The sequence below is a fragment of the Pseudomonas cremoris genome (assembly GCF_014230465.1).
Window position 1 is genome coordinate 353204 of record NZ_JAAXCY010000005.1, and the last position, 14597, is coordinate 367800.

Annotated in this window: 16 protein-coding genes and 1 tRNA gene; 12 read left to right on the top strand and 5 right to left on the bottom strand. The window is 55.4% G+C overall.

Features of this window, described 5'->3' with window-relative positions; all coding sequences use genetic code 11:
- The first annotated feature begins 8 nt into the window (after positions 1 to 8).
- From HF257_RS14740 to murB, 8 genes are all read left to right on the top strand, one after another.
- Complete coding sequence (locus tag HF257_RS14740) at positions 9 to 2234, top strand: DNA internalization-related competence protein ComEC/Rec2 (protein ID WP_185706713.1); 2226 nt, start codon at positions 9 to 11, stop codon at positions 2232 to 2234.
- A gap of 98 nt (positions 2235 to 2332) precedes the next feature.
- Positions 2333 to 2968 carry a MotA/TolQ/ExbB proton channel family protein gene (locus tag HF257_RS14745; protein WP_185706715.1) on the top strand — a complete coding sequence of 212 codons (636 nt, stop codon included), beginning with the start codon at positions 2333 to 2335 and terminating at the stop codon, positions 2966 to 2968.
- Complete coding sequence (locus HF257_RS14750) at positions 2965 to 3393, top strand: ExbD/TolR family protein (protein ID WP_185706717.1); 429 nt, start codon at positions 2965 to 2967, stop codon at positions 3391 to 3393. The genes HF257_RS14745 and HF257_RS14750 overlap by 4 nt, the downstream gene beginning before the upstream one ends.
- Entirely contained in the window at positions 3393 to 4403 is a 1011-nt protein-coding gene (lpxK, locus tag HF257_RS14755; RefSeq protein WP_185706719.1) for a tetraacyldisaccharide 4'-kinase, read from the top strand. Before HF257_RS14750 ends, lpxK begins: the two co-directional genes overlap by 1 nt.
- 24 nt (positions 4404 to 4427) lie before the next feature.
- Positions 4428 to 4613 carry a Trm112 family protein gene (locus HF257_RS14760; protein WP_105522807.1) on the top strand — a complete coding sequence of 62 codons (186 nt, stop codon included), beginning with the start codon at positions 4428 to 4430 and terminating at the stop codon, positions 4611 to 4613.
- The gene (gene kdsB / locus HF257_RS14765) at positions 4610 to 5374 is read left to right on the top strand and encodes a 3-deoxy-manno-octulosonate cytidylyltransferase (RefSeq protein ID WP_185706721.1); all 765 of its coding nucleotides are present in this window, start codon (positions 4610 to 4612) and stop codon (positions 5372 to 5374) included. The genes HF257_RS14760 and kdsB overlap by 4 nt, the downstream gene beginning before the upstream one ends.
- On the top strand, positions 5374 to 5838 hold the full coding sequence (locus HF257_RS14770; protein ID WP_185706723.1) for a low molecular weight protein-tyrosine-phosphatase: 465 nt from the start codon (positions 5374 to 5376) through the stop codon (positions 5836 to 5838). The genes kdsB and HF257_RS14770 overlap by 1 nt, the downstream gene beginning before the upstream one ends.
- Complete coding sequence (murB, locus tag HF257_RS14775; RefSeq protein WP_185706725.1) at positions 5835 to 6854, top strand: UDP-N-acetylmuramate dehydrogenase; 1020 nt, start codon at positions 5835 to 5837, stop codon at positions 6852 to 6854. The genes HF257_RS14770 and murB overlap by 4 nt, the downstream gene beginning before the upstream one ends.
- 69 nt (positions 6855 to 6923) lie before the next feature.
- Here murB and HF257_RS14780 read toward each other — a convergent pair whose 3' ends face one another.
- Positions 6924 to 7595, bottom strand: coding sequence for a Bax inhibitor-1/YccA family protein (locus HF257_RS14780; RefSeq protein WP_185706727.1), 672 nt, complete (start codon positions 7593 to 7595; stop codon positions 6924 to 6926).
- 152 nt (positions 7596 to 7747) lie between these two features.
- Between HF257_RS14780 and HF257_RS14785 the strand changes: the two genes are divergently transcribed.
- Positions 7748 to 7838: transfer RNA gene (locus HF257_RS14785), tRNA-Ser, on the top strand.
- 116 nt (positions 7839 to 7954) lie between these two features.
- On the opposite strand, the gene HF257_RS14790 is transcribed toward HF257_RS14785, so the two are convergent.
- The 4 genes from HF257_RS14790 to dcm all read right to left on the bottom strand — a co-directional run bounded on the left by HF257_RS14790 (position 7955) and on the right by dcm (position 12012).
- On the bottom strand, positions 7955 to 9004 hold the full coding sequence (locus tag HF257_RS14790; RefSeq protein WP_185706729.1) for a tyrosine-type recombinase/integrase: 1050 nt from the start codon (positions 9002 to 9004) through the stop codon (positions 7955 to 7957).
- Position 9005: 1 nt separating this feature from the next.
- Positions 9006 to 9248, bottom strand: a complete 243-nt coding sequence (locus HF257_RS14795; protein WP_185706731.1) for a DUF4224 domain-containing protein — start codon at positions 9246 to 9248, stop codon at positions 9006 to 9008.
- Between the two features lie 371 nt (positions 9249 to 9619).
- Complete coding sequence (locus HF257_RS14800; protein ID WP_185706733.1) at positions 9620 to 10561, bottom strand: GAF domain-containing protein; 942 nt, start codon at positions 10559 to 10561, stop codon at positions 9620 to 9622.
- Between the two features lie 59 nt (positions 10562 to 10620).
- Complete coding sequence (gene dcm, locus HF257_RS14805) at positions 10621 to 12012, bottom strand: DNA (cytosine-5-)-methyltransferase (protein ID WP_185706735.1); 1392 nt, start codon at positions 12010 to 12012, stop codon at positions 10621 to 10623.
- A 51-nt stretch (positions 12013 to 12063) separates the two neighbouring features.
- Between dcm and HF257_RS14810 the strand changes: the two genes are divergently transcribed.
- From HF257_RS14810 to HF257_RS14820, 3 genes are all read left to right on the top strand, one after another.
- Positions 12064 to 12720 carry a hypothetical protein gene (locus HF257_RS14810; RefSeq protein WP_185706737.1) on the top strand — a complete coding sequence of 219 codons (657 nt, stop codon included), beginning with the start codon at positions 12064 to 12066 and terminating at the stop codon, positions 12718 to 12720.
- 242 nt (positions 12721 to 12962) lie between these two features.
- Complete coding sequence (locus HF257_RS14815) at positions 12963 to 13775, top strand: hypothetical protein (RefSeq protein WP_185706739.1); 813 nt, start codon at positions 12963 to 12965, stop codon at positions 13773 to 13775.
- Between the two features lie 121 nt (positions 13776 to 13896).
- Positions 13897 to 14592, top strand: coding sequence for a hypothetical protein (locus HF257_RS14820; protein ID WP_185706741.1), 696 nt, complete (start codon positions 13897 to 13899; stop codon positions 14590 to 14592).
- Positions 14593 to 14597 lie beyond the last annotated feature (5 nt).

Consider the following 14597-nt stretch of genomic DNA (forward strand, 5'->3'; position numbering starts at 1 on the left):
GATGATTCATGAAGACAGGGATGTTTGCATTGGCACTGGGCCTGTTGGCCTTGCGTTGGCTGCCCGCGTTGCCGTCTGTCGGGTGGCTGCTGGCCATGCTGGTGCTCGTGTTGATGCTGTTGCCGTTTCGCACCTATCCCTTGGCATTTTTCCTACTGGGCCTGAGTTGGGCGTGTATCAGTGCGCAATGGGCGCTGGATGATCGCCTGCGGCCAGCGTTGGACGGCCAGACTCGCTGGATCGAAGGGCGGGTAATCGGGTTGCCGCAACAGACCGGCGAGGGCGTACGCTTCGAGTTAGCCGACAGCCGGGCGCGCAATGTCCTGTTACCCAAGCGCATTCGGGTGTCGTGGCGGGGCGGGCCAGCGGTGCGCAGCGGCGAACGTTGGCGTTTGGCTGTGACCCTCAAGCGGCCATCCGGGCTGCTGAATTTTCATGGGTTCGACCAGGAAGCCTGGTTATTGGCCCAGCGCATCGGGGCGACGGGCTCGGTAAAGGACGGTGAACGCCTGACACCTGCGCGGAATGCCTGGCGCGACACGGTTCGCCAGCGCCTGCTTGCTGTGGATGCCCAAGGCCGCGAGGCGGGCCTGGCCGCGCTGGTGCTTGGCGACGGTTCCGGCTTGACCCGTGAGGATTGGCGGGTATTGCAGGACACTGGCACCGTTCACCTGATGGTGATTTCCGGCCAGCACATTGGGATGCTGGCAGGCCTGATCTACGCACTGATCGCCGGACTGGCGCGCTACGGTTGCTGGCCTAGTCGTTGGCCGTGGCTGCCTTGGGCGTGCGGCTTGGCATTCGCTGCTGCCCTGGGGTACGGCCTGCTGGCAGGGTTCGGCGTACCGGTGCAGCGTGCCTGCGTGATGGTTGGGTTGGTGCTGGTGTGGCGCTTGCGTTTTCGTCATCTGGGGCTCTGGTGGCCCTTGTTATTGGCGCTCAACGGGGTGCTGATTCTTGAACCCTTGGCCAGCCTGCAACCGGGTTTCTGGCTGTCGTTTGCGGCGGTCGCGGTGTTGGTATTGGCGTTCGGCGGACGGCTGGGGCCGTGGAGCGTGTGGCAAGCATGGACCCGCCCGCAAGGGCTGATCGCCATCGGTTTGTTCCCGGTCTTGCTGGTGTTGGGGCTGCCGATCAGCCTCAGTGCGCCGCTGGCCAATCTGGTCGCCGTACCGTGGATCAGCCTGGTGGTATTGCCGTTGGCGCTGCTGGGGACTGCCTTGTTGCCGCTACCTTTTATAGGTGAGGGATTGCTGTGGTTGGCAGGCGGTGCGCTGGACGGGTTATTCAGCGGCTTGGCGTGGCTTGCCGGGCGGGTGCCCGCCTGGGTACCGGCCGAGGTGCCGCTGGGCTATTGGCTGATAAGCCTGATAGGTGCCGTGGTGGTTCTGCTGCCCAAAGGCGTGCCTTTTCGCGTGTTGGGCTGGCCGATGTTGATGCTGGCGGTGTTTCCCCCGCGGGAGCCGGTGGCCCATGGACAGCTGGAGGTGGTGCAGTTGGATGTTGGGCAGGGGCAATCCCTGATTCTGCGCACTCGCCATCACACCTTGCTCTACGATGCTGGCCCGCGCTCAGGAACGTTCGATCTGGGCGCACGGGTGGTGTTGCCGTCGTTGCAAAAGCTCGGCGTAGGGGCATTGGACATGATGCTGTTGAGCCACGCGGACGCCGATCATGCCGGTGGCGCGGGGGCGATTGCCAGGGGGATACCCATCAAGCGCGTAGTAGGCGGGGAAACCGAGGGGTTGCCCGCGGTTCTCGGCGCTCAGCCTTGCCAGAGTGGTGAGCGATGGATGTGGGATGGCGTGTCATTTGAACTCTGGCAGTGGCCGGATGCTACTAACGGTAATGCAAAATCCTGTGTCTTGCAGGTCGAGGCCAACGGCGAGCACCTGTTGCTGACAGGTGATATAGATCGCGCTGCGGAACAAGCCTTCCTGGTGTCACCACTCGCAGCGCCCACCGATTGGCTGCAAGCACCGCACCACGGCAGTCGCAGTTCATCCTCGCGCGCTTTTTTGCAGAGGCTGGCGCCCAAGTCCGTGCTGGTTTCCCGTGGGCGCGGCAACGCGTTCGGCCATCCTCATCCTCAGGTTATGGCGCGCTACCACGCGTTGGGAAGCCAGGTGTACGACAGCGCTGAGCAAGGGGCTGTGCGTGTGCAACTGGGAGCCTTTGCTCCACCGGTTGTTGCGCGCAGTCAACGTCGGTTCTGGCGTGAACGGTTACCTTAATCCTGAGTTACAAACGGCCAGTGCGGGGCTTGGGTCGACGAGCCCCGCTGCCGAACCTATATGGTAAAGTGGCGCACTTTTTCGAGGGGACATTCACTGTGTGGGAATTGGTCAAATCCGGCGGCTGGATGATGTTGCCGATCATCATGAGCTCTATCGCCGCACTCGGCATCGTTGCCGAACGCCTGTGGACCCTGCGCGCCAGCCGCGTCACCCCTGAGCATTTGTTGGGGCAGGTCTGGGGTTGGATCAAGAACAAGCAATTGGACAAAGAGAAACTCAAGGAGCTGCGCGCCAATTCGCCCTTGGGTGAGATCCTCGCCGCAGGCCTCGCCAACTCCAAGCACGGTCGCGAGATCATGAAGGAGTGCATCGAAGAGGCTGCCGCCCGGGTCATTCATGAGCTGGAGCGCTATATCAACGCCCTCGGCACTATCGCCGCCATGGCGCCCCTGCTGGGTTTGCTTGGCACGGTGCTGGGCATGATCGACATTTTCAGCTCGTTCATGGGCTCGGGCATGACCACCAACGCTGCTGTGCTGGCGGGGGGGATTTCCAAGGCATTGATCACTACCGCTGCGGGTCTGATGGTGGGTATTCCTTCGGTGTTCTTCCATCGTTTCCTGCAACGCCGCATCGATGAACTGGTGGTGGGCATGGAGCAGGAAGCCATCAAACTGGTGGAGGTGGTACAGGGCGACCGTGATGTGGACCTGGTTGAGGGCAGAGCGTGAAATTTCGCCGCAAGCAACGGGAAAATGTCGATATCAACCTCGCGTCGCTGATTGACGTGGTGTTTATCCTGCTGCTGTTTTTTGTCGTGACCACCACCTTTACTCGCCAGACCGAGCTACGTGTCGACCTGCCGGAAGCCGTCAGCGGATCGCCTGCGGAAGACCAGGAAGTCAAGCAGTTGGATATCGCCATCAGCGCCGACGGGGTGTTTTCGGTCAATAACCAGTTGCTCGAGAAAAACGACCTGACCAGCCTGATGGCCGCCCTGGAAAAGGAATCCGGCGGTGATACCAAGATGCCGCTGTCCATCAGTGCCGATGGCAAGACCCAGCACCAGGCTGTCATTACCGCGATGGATGCTGCCGGCAAGCTCGGTTTCAGCCATCTGCGCATGACCACCATCGAGGCGGCGAGCCAACCCTGATGGCCATGTCTGATCGTTTGCTCAAGGCCTGGTATGAAGGCCATCCTGCGCTGGCGCTGCTGCGGCCGCTGGAGTCGCTCTATCGCCACGTAGTGCAGCGCAAGCGTGCGCGGTTTGTTGCAGGCGAAGGCGAGATTTATCAATCGCCGGTGCCAGTGGTGGTGGTTGGCAACATCACCGTGGGCGGCACCGGCAAGACGCCGTTGATCCTGTGGCTGATCGAGCATTGCCGGCGCAGTGGTTTGCGCGTGGGCGTGGTCAGCCGTGGCTATGGCGCCAAGCCACCGCAATTGCCGTGGCGGGTCGAGGCCAGCCAAAGCGCCGAGGTGGCCGGTGACGAGCCATTGCTGATCGTGCAGCGCTGCGGCGTACCATTGATGATCGATCCCAACCGCAGTCGCGCGGTCAAGGCTCTACTGGCCAGTGAAACCCTAGACCTGATCTTCTCCGACGACGGCCTGCAGCATTATCGACTGGCTCGCGACCTCGAATTGGTGTTGATCGACGCCGCCCGTGGCTTGGGAAACCGTCGTTGCTTACCAGCCGGGCCATTGCGCGAGCCGGTGGAACGCCTGCAAAGCGTCGATGCGCTGCTTTATAACGGCGCTGAATCTGATCGCGACGACGGCTTTGCGTTTCGTCTGTTGCCGACGGCGCTGGTCAACTTGAAAACCTCTGAGCGCCGGCCGGTCGATCATTTCCCCAAGGGCCAGCAGGTCCATGCGGTCGCCGGTATTGGCAATCCGCAACGTTTCTTCAATACCCTGCAAACGCTACACTGGCAGCCTGTACCCCATGCGTTTGCCGACCACGCGCCCTACAGCGCCGAGGTCTTGAATTTTTCGCCGTCATTGCCGCTGGTCATGACCGAGAAGGACGCGGTGAAGTGCCGCGCCTTCGCCCAGCCCGACTGGTGGTACCTTGCGGTGGATGCGGTGCCGTCGCCAGCGTTCGTCGCCTGGTTCGACACGCAACTGATGCGTCTGTTGCCCGCCCGACTCTTGCCTTAAAACGCTTCTTTCCAGGAAACACTCATGGACACCAAACTGCTCGACATCCTCGCTTGCCCGATCTGCAAAGGCCCGCTCAAGCTCAGCGCCGATAAAACCGAGCTGATCAGCAAAGGCGCAGGCCTGGCGTATCCGATCCGTGATGGCATCCCGGTGATGCTGGAGAGCGAAGCCCGCACCCTGACCAACGATGAGCGTCTGGATAAATGACCACTGTCTTTACCGTTGTCATTCCATCCCGCTACGCTTCGACACGCCTGCCGGGCAAGCCGCTGCAACTGATCGGCAACAAGCCGATGGTCCAGCTGGTGTGGGAGCAGGCCTGCAAAAGCAGCGCCGAACGCGTTGTGATCGCCACTGATGACCCGCGTATCATTGAGGCCTGCAAGGGCTTTGGCGCCGAAGCGGTGCTGACGCGCGAAGACCACAACTCCGGTACCGACCGCCTGGCCGAAGTAGCCACGCAGTTGGGCCTGGCGCCAGATGCCATTGTGGTCAACGTGCAAGGTGACGAACCGTTGATCCCGCCCAGCGTGATCGACCAGGTGGCAGCCAACCTGGCAGCCCACAGCGAAGCCCGCATGGCCACCCTGGCCGAGCCCATCGAAGACATCGACACCCTGTTCAACCCGAACGTGGTGAAAGTGGTCAGTGACATCAATGGCCTGGCGCTGACCTTCAGCCGTTCGACGCTGCCTTGGGCGCGCGACGCCTTTGCCAAGAGTCGTGACGTACTGCCAGAGGGCGTGCCGTACCGTCGCCATATCGGCATTTACGCCTATCGTGCGGGCTTCCTGCATGACTTCGTCAGTTGGGGCCCGTGCTGGCTGGAAAATACCGAATCCCTGGAACAACTGCGTGCCTTGTGGCACGGCGTGCGTATCCATGTTGACGATGCGCTGGAAGCGCCGCCGGCCGGTGTCGACACCCCGGAAGACCTTGAGCGCGTCCGTCGCCTGCTGGGGGCCTGATGGAAGTTCTGTTCGTCTGCCTGGGCAATATCTGCCGCTCGCCTACCGCTGAAGGCGTGCTACGCCATAAATTGCGCGCAGCCGGGCTGGCAGGGCAGGTGGACGTCGCGTCCGCCGGTACGGGTGAGTGGCATGTCGGCAATCCACCGGACCAGCGCAGCCAACGTGCCGCGCTGGTACGCGGCTACGATTTGTCGGCGCAACGTGCCCAACAGGTCTCCCGCGCCGACTTTGCACGCTATGACCTGATCCTGGCCATGGACCACAGCAATCTGCGTAACCTCAAGGCCATGCAGCCGGGGCAGGGCAAGGCGGAGCTGGACCTGTTCCTGCGCCGCTACGATGCGGAAGTGGACGAAGTACCAGACCCGTACTATGAAGGCGAACAAGGCTTCGAAAAGGTCCTGGACCTGATCGAGCGCGCCTGTGATTTATTGGTGATTGAATTGAAGGGGCGGTTATGACCTTGCAAGTGCTTGCGCAGGTATCGCTCAAGCCATTCAACAGCTTTGGCATCGACGTGCGTGCGCAGTTGTTCGCCGAGGCGCACAGCGACAGTGATGTTCGCGAAGCCCTGGCCTACGCAGTCAATCAGGACCTGCCGCTGCTGGTAATCGGCGGTGGCAGCAACTTGCTGCTGACTCAGGACATTCCGGCGTTGGTCTTGCGCATGGCCACCCAGGGTATCCGGGTGTTGCAGGATGATGGCACGAGCGTGGTCGTCGAAGCCGAAGCAGGCGAAACCTGGCACCCCTTTGTGTTGTGGACGTTGGCCCAAGGCTTTTGTGGCCTGGAAAACCTCAGTCTGATCCCAGGCACCGTCGGTGCTGCGCCGATGCAAAACATCGGCGCCTACGGCGTGGAGATCAAGGATGTATTCGCCGGCCTGACTGCCCTGGACCGCCACACCGGCGAGTTGCGGGATTTCAGCCTGGAGGAGTGCAACTTCGCCTACCGTGACAGCCTGTTCAAGCATGAGACCGGACGCTGGCTGATCCTGCGGGTGCGCTTCGCCCTGAGTCGCTCCAGCCATCTCAAGCTTGATTACGGCCCGGTGCAACAGCGCCTGGCGGGGCAGGGGATCACCGAGGCGACGCCCAGCGATGTCAGTCGTACCATCTGCAGCATCCGCAGCGAAAAACTGCCTGATCCTGCGGTGCTCGGCAATGCCGGTAGTTTCTTCAAGAACCCATTGGTATCCCAGGTGCTGGCGGCTGAGCTACAGGCGCTGTACCCGGACTTGGTGGCCTACCCACAGGCTGACGGGCAGATGAAGCTCGCCGCTGGCTGGCTGATCGACAAGGCCGGCTGGAAGGGCTTCCGCGAGGGTGATGCGGGCGTACACAAACTGCAGGCGCTGGTGCTGGTGAACTACGGCGGTGCCACAGGGCACGACATTGCGAATCTGGCCCAGCGCATACAGCGGGATATCGCCGAGCGCTTCAAGGTGGACCTGGAAATGGAGCCTAACCAGTACTAAGCCCAACCCTTGAAAACAAAAATGCCCCGTATCTTTCGATACGGGGCATTTTTTATCGCGGTAGCAGGATCAGTCGTCGCGACCCATGATGCCGAAGATCTGCAACAGGCTGATAAACAGGTTGTAGATCGATACATACAGGCTGATGGTCGCCATGATGTAGTTGCGCTCACCACCGTGGATAATAGCGCTGGTCTGGAACAGGATGCACACGGAGGAGAACAGCACGAAACCTGCGCTGATCGCCAGTTGCAGGCCACTGATCTGGAAGAACATGCCCGCTACAACGGCTGCCAGCAGCACGAAGAAGCCTGCGGTGATGAAACCACCCAGGAAGCTCATGTCCTTGCGAGTGATCAGCACATAGGCCGACAGACCACCGAACACCAGGGCCGTCATGGCAAACGCCGAGCTGACCACTTCTGCACCGCCGGCCATGCCGAGGTAACGGTTAAGGATCGGGCCAAGGATGAAGCCCATGAAACCAGTCAAGGCAAATGCAGACACCAGGCCCCAGGCCGAGTCACGCAGCTTGTTGGTCAGGAAGAACAAGCCATAGAAGCCGATCAGCACGACAAAGATATTCGGGTAGCCGACGCGCATCTGTTGCGCTACGAACGCCATCACGCCGCTGAAAGCGAGGGTAAGGGCGAGCAAGCCATAGGTGTTGCGCAACACGCGGCTGACTTCAAGCTGCTCAGCCTGCGCGTTACCATTCACTGCGTAATTCTGTTCGCGCATGGCGACACTCCTTCGGTTTTGAAACGTTCAGTCGCAAAGATCATAACAGACGCTCTGTAACAAGCTATGCCGAGAGTTTGACAGTGTGTTTCATTCGGGTATTATGGCGCCCGCTGAGACAGGATGCGCTATTCTAATCCTGTGATGCACAAGGGAAATTGGCAGAGTGGTTGAATGCACCGGTCTTGAAAACCGGCGAACGTTAATAGCGTTCCCAGGGTTCGAATCCCTGGTTTCCCGCCAAATTAAACGATAAGGCCTCGATTAGTCGGGGCTTTTTCGTATCTGGGGTTTGGAAGGTTTTCTGCTGCTTTTGGCGGGAGTTCCGAAACTTTCGGGTATGAGTTCCGAAACTTTGCCTATTTGGAGGGTTTCGCGGCCGCCCCGATTCTTCTGTAAACCCTCTTTGTGATCTCCTGTTTGCTGTGTCCCAGCAGCAGGCTTGCATCACCGATATCGATGATTTCCGAGGCGGCCTTCGGCCGGATGTCGCGGAACTGAAACCCTCCAATTTTGGCCGCGAGCAGCGGGTCGCCTTGTTCGATGGCGTTATGCTGAGCTTTTTCACGCGCCTTGTCCCAGCGCAAGCGCAACATCCCCTTCGTCATCCGCTTTCCATGCTTGTTGATCAACAGGTATTTGGACGGGTGCCCGGCATTCCTTTCACCAATTTCCCTGACTAGCCTCCCCAAGCTGTTCTCCCCTGCATCCGTACGCATCAGGATTCTGAGCTTCTGCCCGGTCTTGCCCTGCGTTACTAGGAAGTAATCACCCTCGGTATCGTCGCTGCGCATGATCAGCACGTCAGCAGGCCGCTGCCCGGTCAGATAGCCCAGGTCCATGGCTTCCTTCAGTTCTTGTTCGGCAACGGCGTAGACGGCATCCCAGACAGCCGCATTGGCGTAATAGTCGCGCGGCGCCTCCTTGTTCTTCCTTATGCCCTGGCATGGGTTCTCCCGCTCGGTCAGGCCCCATTCCCTGGCCATGTTGAAAACGTGGGAGAGAAGGGCGATCTCACGGTTGGCACGAACCTTTGCTGAACGGGCATCTCGGTAACCCGCGATATTGAAAGGCGTAATTGAATCGATGGGTGCCTCATCAAAGGTTGGGCGAAGCTGTTTTAGTTCGGCCATGTTGTCCTTCTGTGTCCGCTCCCCCTTTTTTGGGATGACGTCACGGACGTACCGATCGAAGATGCCCTTCATCGTTGTCAGATCAGCAGGCTTTTCTTTGGCCTCCAGTTCGGCCCACTTCAGACGGGCTTTGCTCAGGTCTGTTCCAAGCGGAATTTCTTTTCCTGCTGAGTCACGGTAGTAGTAGCCGATCCAGACCTTGCCATTTTTCCTTGGGCGCTTGCGGCGCACTATTCCTGGCGGCAAGTCCCTGTTTTCCGTATTCCGGGGGCGCATATCAGTTCACTCTGGAGAAGTCAGGCGTCCATGCGGATCGCGCATGCGTTGGGTGTTGTTCCAGGATGGTAGGGCTTGCCATACCCAGCTTCATACGGGCGAACATCCGACCAACCAAGGGACGTCCGCCACGACTTTCGATAAAAACCCAATTATGGTTCTTCAGCCATTTCCTTTGATGCGCGCGCTGTTTATAACCAGTCAGGTGTGCGAGCTCATCATCCGAGAGAATTTCTGTTTCCATCTTCTTCGCTCCGTGCAGTTCTTCAGTCGCACGTTTTCTTATCGCGCGCGCGACTGCGCTCTAACACTTGTGTATTAGAGTGGTTAACTTTGATTTTTGAGGGGTTAGTCAGGGGTGGAGAAAGCAAGACAAAAAAAAGCCTGGCTAGCCAGGCTTTATCGAAAAGACTTACGTCTAATCACTCCAGAGTTCTTTCTCGAAATAGTCACTGCTCATTTCTATTTCCTTGCTAACCCATTCGTCGGCAAACGAGCCTCTTTCAATCGAACTTAAGATTAAACTCTCTTCGAAATCCATATCGACGGATAATGTAGTATGGGCGGCGTCCTCTGAGTAAATTTCCTCTAATTGGAATTTTCTCTCTAGTCTGCTCATAGTGGGGCCCCTGTACACTCGATGATGTTTCGTTCGATGTGAATGGACAAAAGTTTCGCGATAGTTAGCGTGAAAAATTTGTCTCGCTGCCAACTGAACTGGTTTGGCGCACTACTGGTAAATACTAGCACACCTAAAGGTTTCTTGCCACCTGTAGCTTTGCAAGAGTCCTTAATTGGAATGGAGATGAATGATCGGTAGTTATGGTTGTCATTGTGTCTACTGTTGTTGTCAGCAAGTTCAGAACTTTTAGTGATGTCGGCACAAATCTTTGCTTGGTCTTGTATGAAAGCTAGGCCCACATGCCCGTGGCCAGGTTTCCATCTTCTGCCAGAGGGTGTCAGTCTATCGTCATGACTTCGCCAGTTTATGTAAAGATCTTCGCTGCTAGCGTCGTACATATATAGTGCGAAGTTATAGAGGCTATCGTTGCTGTAACCGAAAAGCTGAGTGCGTCTCTTCACTAGATGCGAGAGTATTCGTTCAGTTCCTTCAGTCCAGTCTTTCAACCTTTTATTCATTGGGCGATTGGCAGGTCGTGAATTCATTTCATCAATCAATGACTCTAACTCTAAAGTCATAAGGTAAATAACGCTTTGCTGAGCAATCGAAGTGTCATACATTCTAGTGGCTTTTGGAATTCGCACCCGCTTTAGGTTTTTATTTTCCTCTACTATCTCATCTACGGCGATAGATACCGATTTTTTAGTTGCTGCATAAAACATTGCAGCTGCGAAGGCGAGATGTATTAATCCGAAAATTATATAAAGAGCTATCTCGCCGGTGGTGAAATCTCCTTTGGCGTATAGCTTGCTAGCCAGCAGGCCAATTATCAATGGTGCAATGAGTGTCATCCACGCATTAGCACTATAGATTGTAAAAGATATAATTGTGCTCTCTATCTTTCGGTTTTCAAGGTTGACGTCTATAAGATCCATCTAATTTCTCTAAGTGGCACATCGCTATACCTTAGGATACATTCAATGAGCGTATCCCACTAGGGTTCCATTTGTCGCTGGATTCTTCGGCCGAGCCAGCGAACCACGGTGACGGCTTTGCTGTTGCCGATCGCCTTGTAGCGGGGGCCGTCCGGGCATTCGCTCGCTGGCTTGCCGCGCCATGGGATCAGGGTGTAGTCGTCGGCCATGCCCTGGAGGCGTTCGCATTCGACGGGAGTGAGGCGGCGCACCGCTGAGCCAGCCTGAATGGCCTGCACCTCCGCGCGGGCCTCAAGCGTGTAAGAGTAATCGGCCTGCACGCCAACACCATCTGGTTCACTAGCTGGGTTCGCGCGCATCGTGCCGGCCTGGATCGCATGCGTTTCGACATTCGGCCCTAAAGCTGAGTTTGTGTTGTCCAATTGTTCGCCGTAGTTGCTGGTCCCCGTTTGCGCGACCTCGCGGCAGTACAGGACGTTCTCTTGGCCATTGTTACGACCGTGGGTGTGCGCCTGGTCGGACTGAACGTAAGGATCTTGCGTACCGTGTACTACAAAGGCTTCGCTTTCGAAGTCCATCCTTCCGCTGGCGCTGGCGCATGCGTTTCGAGCCGGTGCTACATCAATTGGTCCGCGGGTATCGTTCCCGCCGAAGACAAGCAGATGTCCGGCCTGTGCCTGGTTGTCATCTGCACCGCATGTTCCAACACCTCTTGCGGTTAAGGCTGCGACTGGTTCGCCATGAAATTGAGAGCCGAAAGAAGCTGTTCCGGTAACGTCCTGCACCTGGATTCGGCGCGGCGCAGTATCCCGGCGCACGCCTTCGCGCTCAAAAAGTACCTCGGTGGGATCGAACCCGTCTCGAGCACTTGCGACAACGAACACACGGCGGCGTCGTTGGGCCAAGCCGAAATATTGGGCGTCCAGGACCCGCCATGCGATTGTTCTTTTGGGTCCATACACACAACCAGCGTCCTGCCATTTTTTCCTTGGAGGCTGCAACTCGCAGTCTTCCCCAGCAAGCGCGCCAAGAAAGCATCCGAAGGCGTTCCCTTTGTCGCTGAGGACGCCGGGGACATTTTCCCAGACGATGACGCTGGCGGGCCTTCGCTGGCCGGCTCGAACATAGTCAACTGCATCTGCAAGCTCCACGTATTTGATGGTGAGGGCGCCGCGCGGGTCGGTGAGGCCTTCGCGCATACCGGCGACCGAGAAGGCCTGGCACGGGGTGCCGCCGACCAGCACGTCCGGCGCAGGGATCTTGCCGGCCAGTACTAGGGCGGCCAGCTTTGTCATGTCGCCATGGTTTAGAACGTCGGGGTAGTGGTGGGCCAGGACCGCCGAGGGGAACGGCTCAATCTCGGCGAACCAGGCGGCGCGCATGCCCAGCGGGTTCCAGGCCTGTGTCGCGGCTTCGATGCCGCTGCACACGCTTCCGTAAGTGATAGGCATACTCAAACTCCGCTGGTATATTTCGCCGATTATTAATAGTTGGTGATCTGCATGGAACGCTTGAAAAGATCAATTTTTAGCTTTTGGTTTTTATTGGTTTGCATAGTGTTTGTAAGCGCTTTTTTTGCTTCTTATTATTATTGGGAAACATTCGGCAGCCAACGCTCTTCAAACTCGTCAGATTGGTCCGCATTTGGTAGTTACTTTGGTGGCGTATTCGGTCCGCTAATATCCTTTTGCACTCTTCTCGCCGTTCTAAAAACGGTTTACTTGCAGAGAGAGCTGCTTAGTGCGCAGAAAGAAGAGTTTCGCTTTATTAATAGCATTCAAGCTAAGACCCTTGCTTCCCAGTCGGAGCAGTTAGCCCTGGCAAAGTCAGAGTCTCAGCAGTCGGAAATTCAGGCCTATCAGACATCTCAGATTAATTTAGTCGAGATGTTTATGGAGCACCAGCGTCGAATAGCTGATAACTTAGAAGTGCAAATATCTTCAACTAAAGTGGCTGCGTTGCCTTACGATCAAAAGAGTGCTGCATTGAAGAATCTTCAACAAATGAAGATTAAGGCGAATAACGCGGCAAATGCTCTGCTAGTTTTGGCGCTTGAAATTTCAGTAACGCAGTTTACCGATGTAGTAAAAATCAAGGGGCTTCTTGCTCAGAAACTGCCTAGCATTCTGGATTTAGAAATGCCCTCATCCGATGAGTAGAAACTTAGAGGTGCAACGCCCGCCGGCTGGCATGATTCGTTAATTTGGGCTATTGATTTCCACTCAGCAAAAAACCGAACGGTGGCAGCTATGAACGCAAAGCCCGATGTTTGCCTGATCTGACCCCGGGCGCTTATTGCTTGCGAGCTAGCGTCAGCTTGGTCAAAAGAGTTTCATAAGCGTATAGGTGGCGTTTCAGAAATGAGTAGGGTAGGGTCTTAGGTTTTAGCAAGGGAACGTAAATGGCACAGATGAAAGGGCTTGATAAAGGTTTGCTTTTACTAGCATTTTTTGCACTATTAGCAATCGCCAGTGTTACCATTATATACATTTCAGAGTTTTCCGCTAATGTTTTAACTGATCAAGAAAAGTGGGGTCAGTTTGGCGATTACTTTGGTGGTGTTTTAAATCCGATATTATCTTTTTTTGCTTTTGTAGCGATTCTTTATACTCTGCGAATTCAGGTTGCAGCTAATGAAGAAGGGGAGCAAAGATATGAAGAACAACTGAGAGAGCAGCGGTTGTTTCAGCTTATTGGGTTGATGAGTCAGACTGGAGTCAATACCAAAATTTTGAATATTGGTGGTTTTGGTGATTTTACTGGGCATCAAGCACAGCACCACGCTTTCGGTAGACTATCAGAGTCACTTGCTGCACGTGCAACCTGGGAGTTCATTCCTGCGCGATCTCACATAGAGACATTTGAAGCGCTAGAGAAAAAATATAAGGAGTGGAGAGTACACTATTGGCCTATAGTGGGTTTTTACATAGACTCCATTTTTTTGGTTCTTGAATTTATTTTAAAAGAAGAAGCAAATAAAAAATTTCAAGAGTTTGCTTTGGAGGCGCTGCGAGTTCAATTATCTGAGAGTGAACGGCTACTTTTATGGTATTCGGCAATGTTCACGGCTAGACGTGTTGGCTACTTGGAGCCACTGCTTCGGTCAGGCTTTATTGATGATCAAGATGGTTCTCTTAATGATCCGATAAAGCCTTTTCGGAACGATATGCTGACTTGCAGCTTATTGTGGTCTAACTCTCAGCTGGAGAAATGATCCGCCGAATTTTAATTTTAGTTGAATTAGTGTTCAGAATACTTTGTCATTCGATGATGGCAATTTTGTTAGAGTTACGGTCTTACGGGCGACCTTTATGGAGCCGGATACGGAGCTTAAGATGGCAAAGAAATTGGAGTTTTGGGGAGCCTTGGGTACCGTAGGTTATTTACTATTAATCGTAGTGGCGGTAGCCCTAAAGTTCGAAGATTTTCAACAACTAAAGCTGAATGAGCTTGGTGATTTTCTTGCAGGAGTTTTCGGACCTGTCGCATTTCTTTGGCTGGTATTGGGGTTTCTGCAGCAAGGTCGAGAACTTAAACTGAGTACTGATGCATTGAGGTTGCAAGCAGAGGAGCTTAAGCGTTCTGTGGAGCAGCAATCTATTATGGCAACTGCGGCTGTTCAGCAAATAGCGTCTCAAAAGGCGGCACTGCAGTTGCAGGAACAAGAGATCGAACGATCTTTGTCAGCTATATTTTCTGCTTCGACCGGATCCAGACAAGGAGTGCCTGAAGGAATAAAAACTAGTGTCTACTTTCAGAATACCGGTTTTGAGGCTAGAGAAATTAATGTTGTATTTGAGCCTCCCATTGGTAGCATTAGCTCCGTTAGCTTAGGGAAGCTCACAAAAGGCTCTAGGAGTAACATTATAGATTTCATATTCCCAACTTCCTCCGAAGACAGGGTTGGGCAATGCTTGATTAACTATCTAAGGTCGGATGGGAGAAGGGTTTCCGAGGAATTTACATACTCAATACCTACAGATAATCCTTTCGTGTTTATAGAGAGAAGGATTGAGTTGGTAGATGATTAGTTCGT

Coding starts and splice junctions, on each gene's coding strand:
- murB (WP_185706725.1), top strand. CDS start 5,835: ATGACCTTGCAAGTGCTTGCGCAGGTATCGCTCAAGCCATTCAACAGC.
- HF257_RS14770 (WP_185706723.1), top strand. CDS start 5,374: ATGGAAGTTCTGTTCGTCTGCCTGGGCAATATCTGCCGCTCGCCTACC.
- HF257_RS14780 (WP_185706727.1), bottom strand. CDS start 7,595: ATGCGCGAACAGAATTACGCAGTGAATGGTAACGCGCAGGCTGAGCAG.
- HF257_RS14810 (WP_185706737.1), top strand. CDS start 12,064: ATGGAACGCTTGAAAAGATCAATTTTTAGCTTTTGGTTTTTATTGGTT.
- lpxK (WP_185706719.1), top strand. CDS start 3,393: ATGGCCATGTCTGATCGTTTGCTCAAGGCCTGGTATGAAGGCCATCCT.
- HF257_RS14800 (WP_185706733.1), bottom strand. CDS start 10,561: ATGGATCTTATAGACGTCAACCTTGAAAACCGAAAGATAGAGAGCACA.
- HF257_RS14760 (WP_105522807.1), top strand. CDS start 4,428: ATGGACACCAAACTGCTCGACATCCTCGCTTGCCCGATCTGCAAAGGC.
- kdsB (WP_185706721.1), top strand. CDS start 4,610: ATGACCACTGTCTTTACCGTTGTCATTCCATCCCGCTACGCTTCGACA.
- dcm (WP_185706735.1), bottom strand. CDS start 12,012: ATGCCTATCACTTACGGAAGCGTGTGCAGCGGCATCGAAGCCGCGACA.
- HF257_RS14790 (WP_185706729.1), bottom strand. CDS start 9,004: ATGCGCCCCCGGAATACGGAAAACAGGGACTTGCCGCCAGGAATAGTG.
- HF257_RS14740 (WP_185706713.1), top strand. CDS start 9: ATGAAGACAGGGATGTTTGCATTGGCACTGGGCCTGTTGGCCTTGCGT.
- HF257_RS14795 (WP_185706731.1), bottom strand. CDS start 9,248: ATGGAAACAGAAATTCTCTCGGATGATGAGCTCGCACACCTGACTGGT.
- HF257_RS14815 (WP_185706739.1), top strand. CDS start 12,963: ATGGCACAGATGAAAGGGCTTGATAAAGGTTTGCTTTTACTAGCATTT.
- HF257_RS14820 (WP_185706741.1), top strand. CDS start 13,897: ATGGCAAAGAAATTGGAGTTTTGGGGAGCCTTGGGTACCGTAGGTTAT.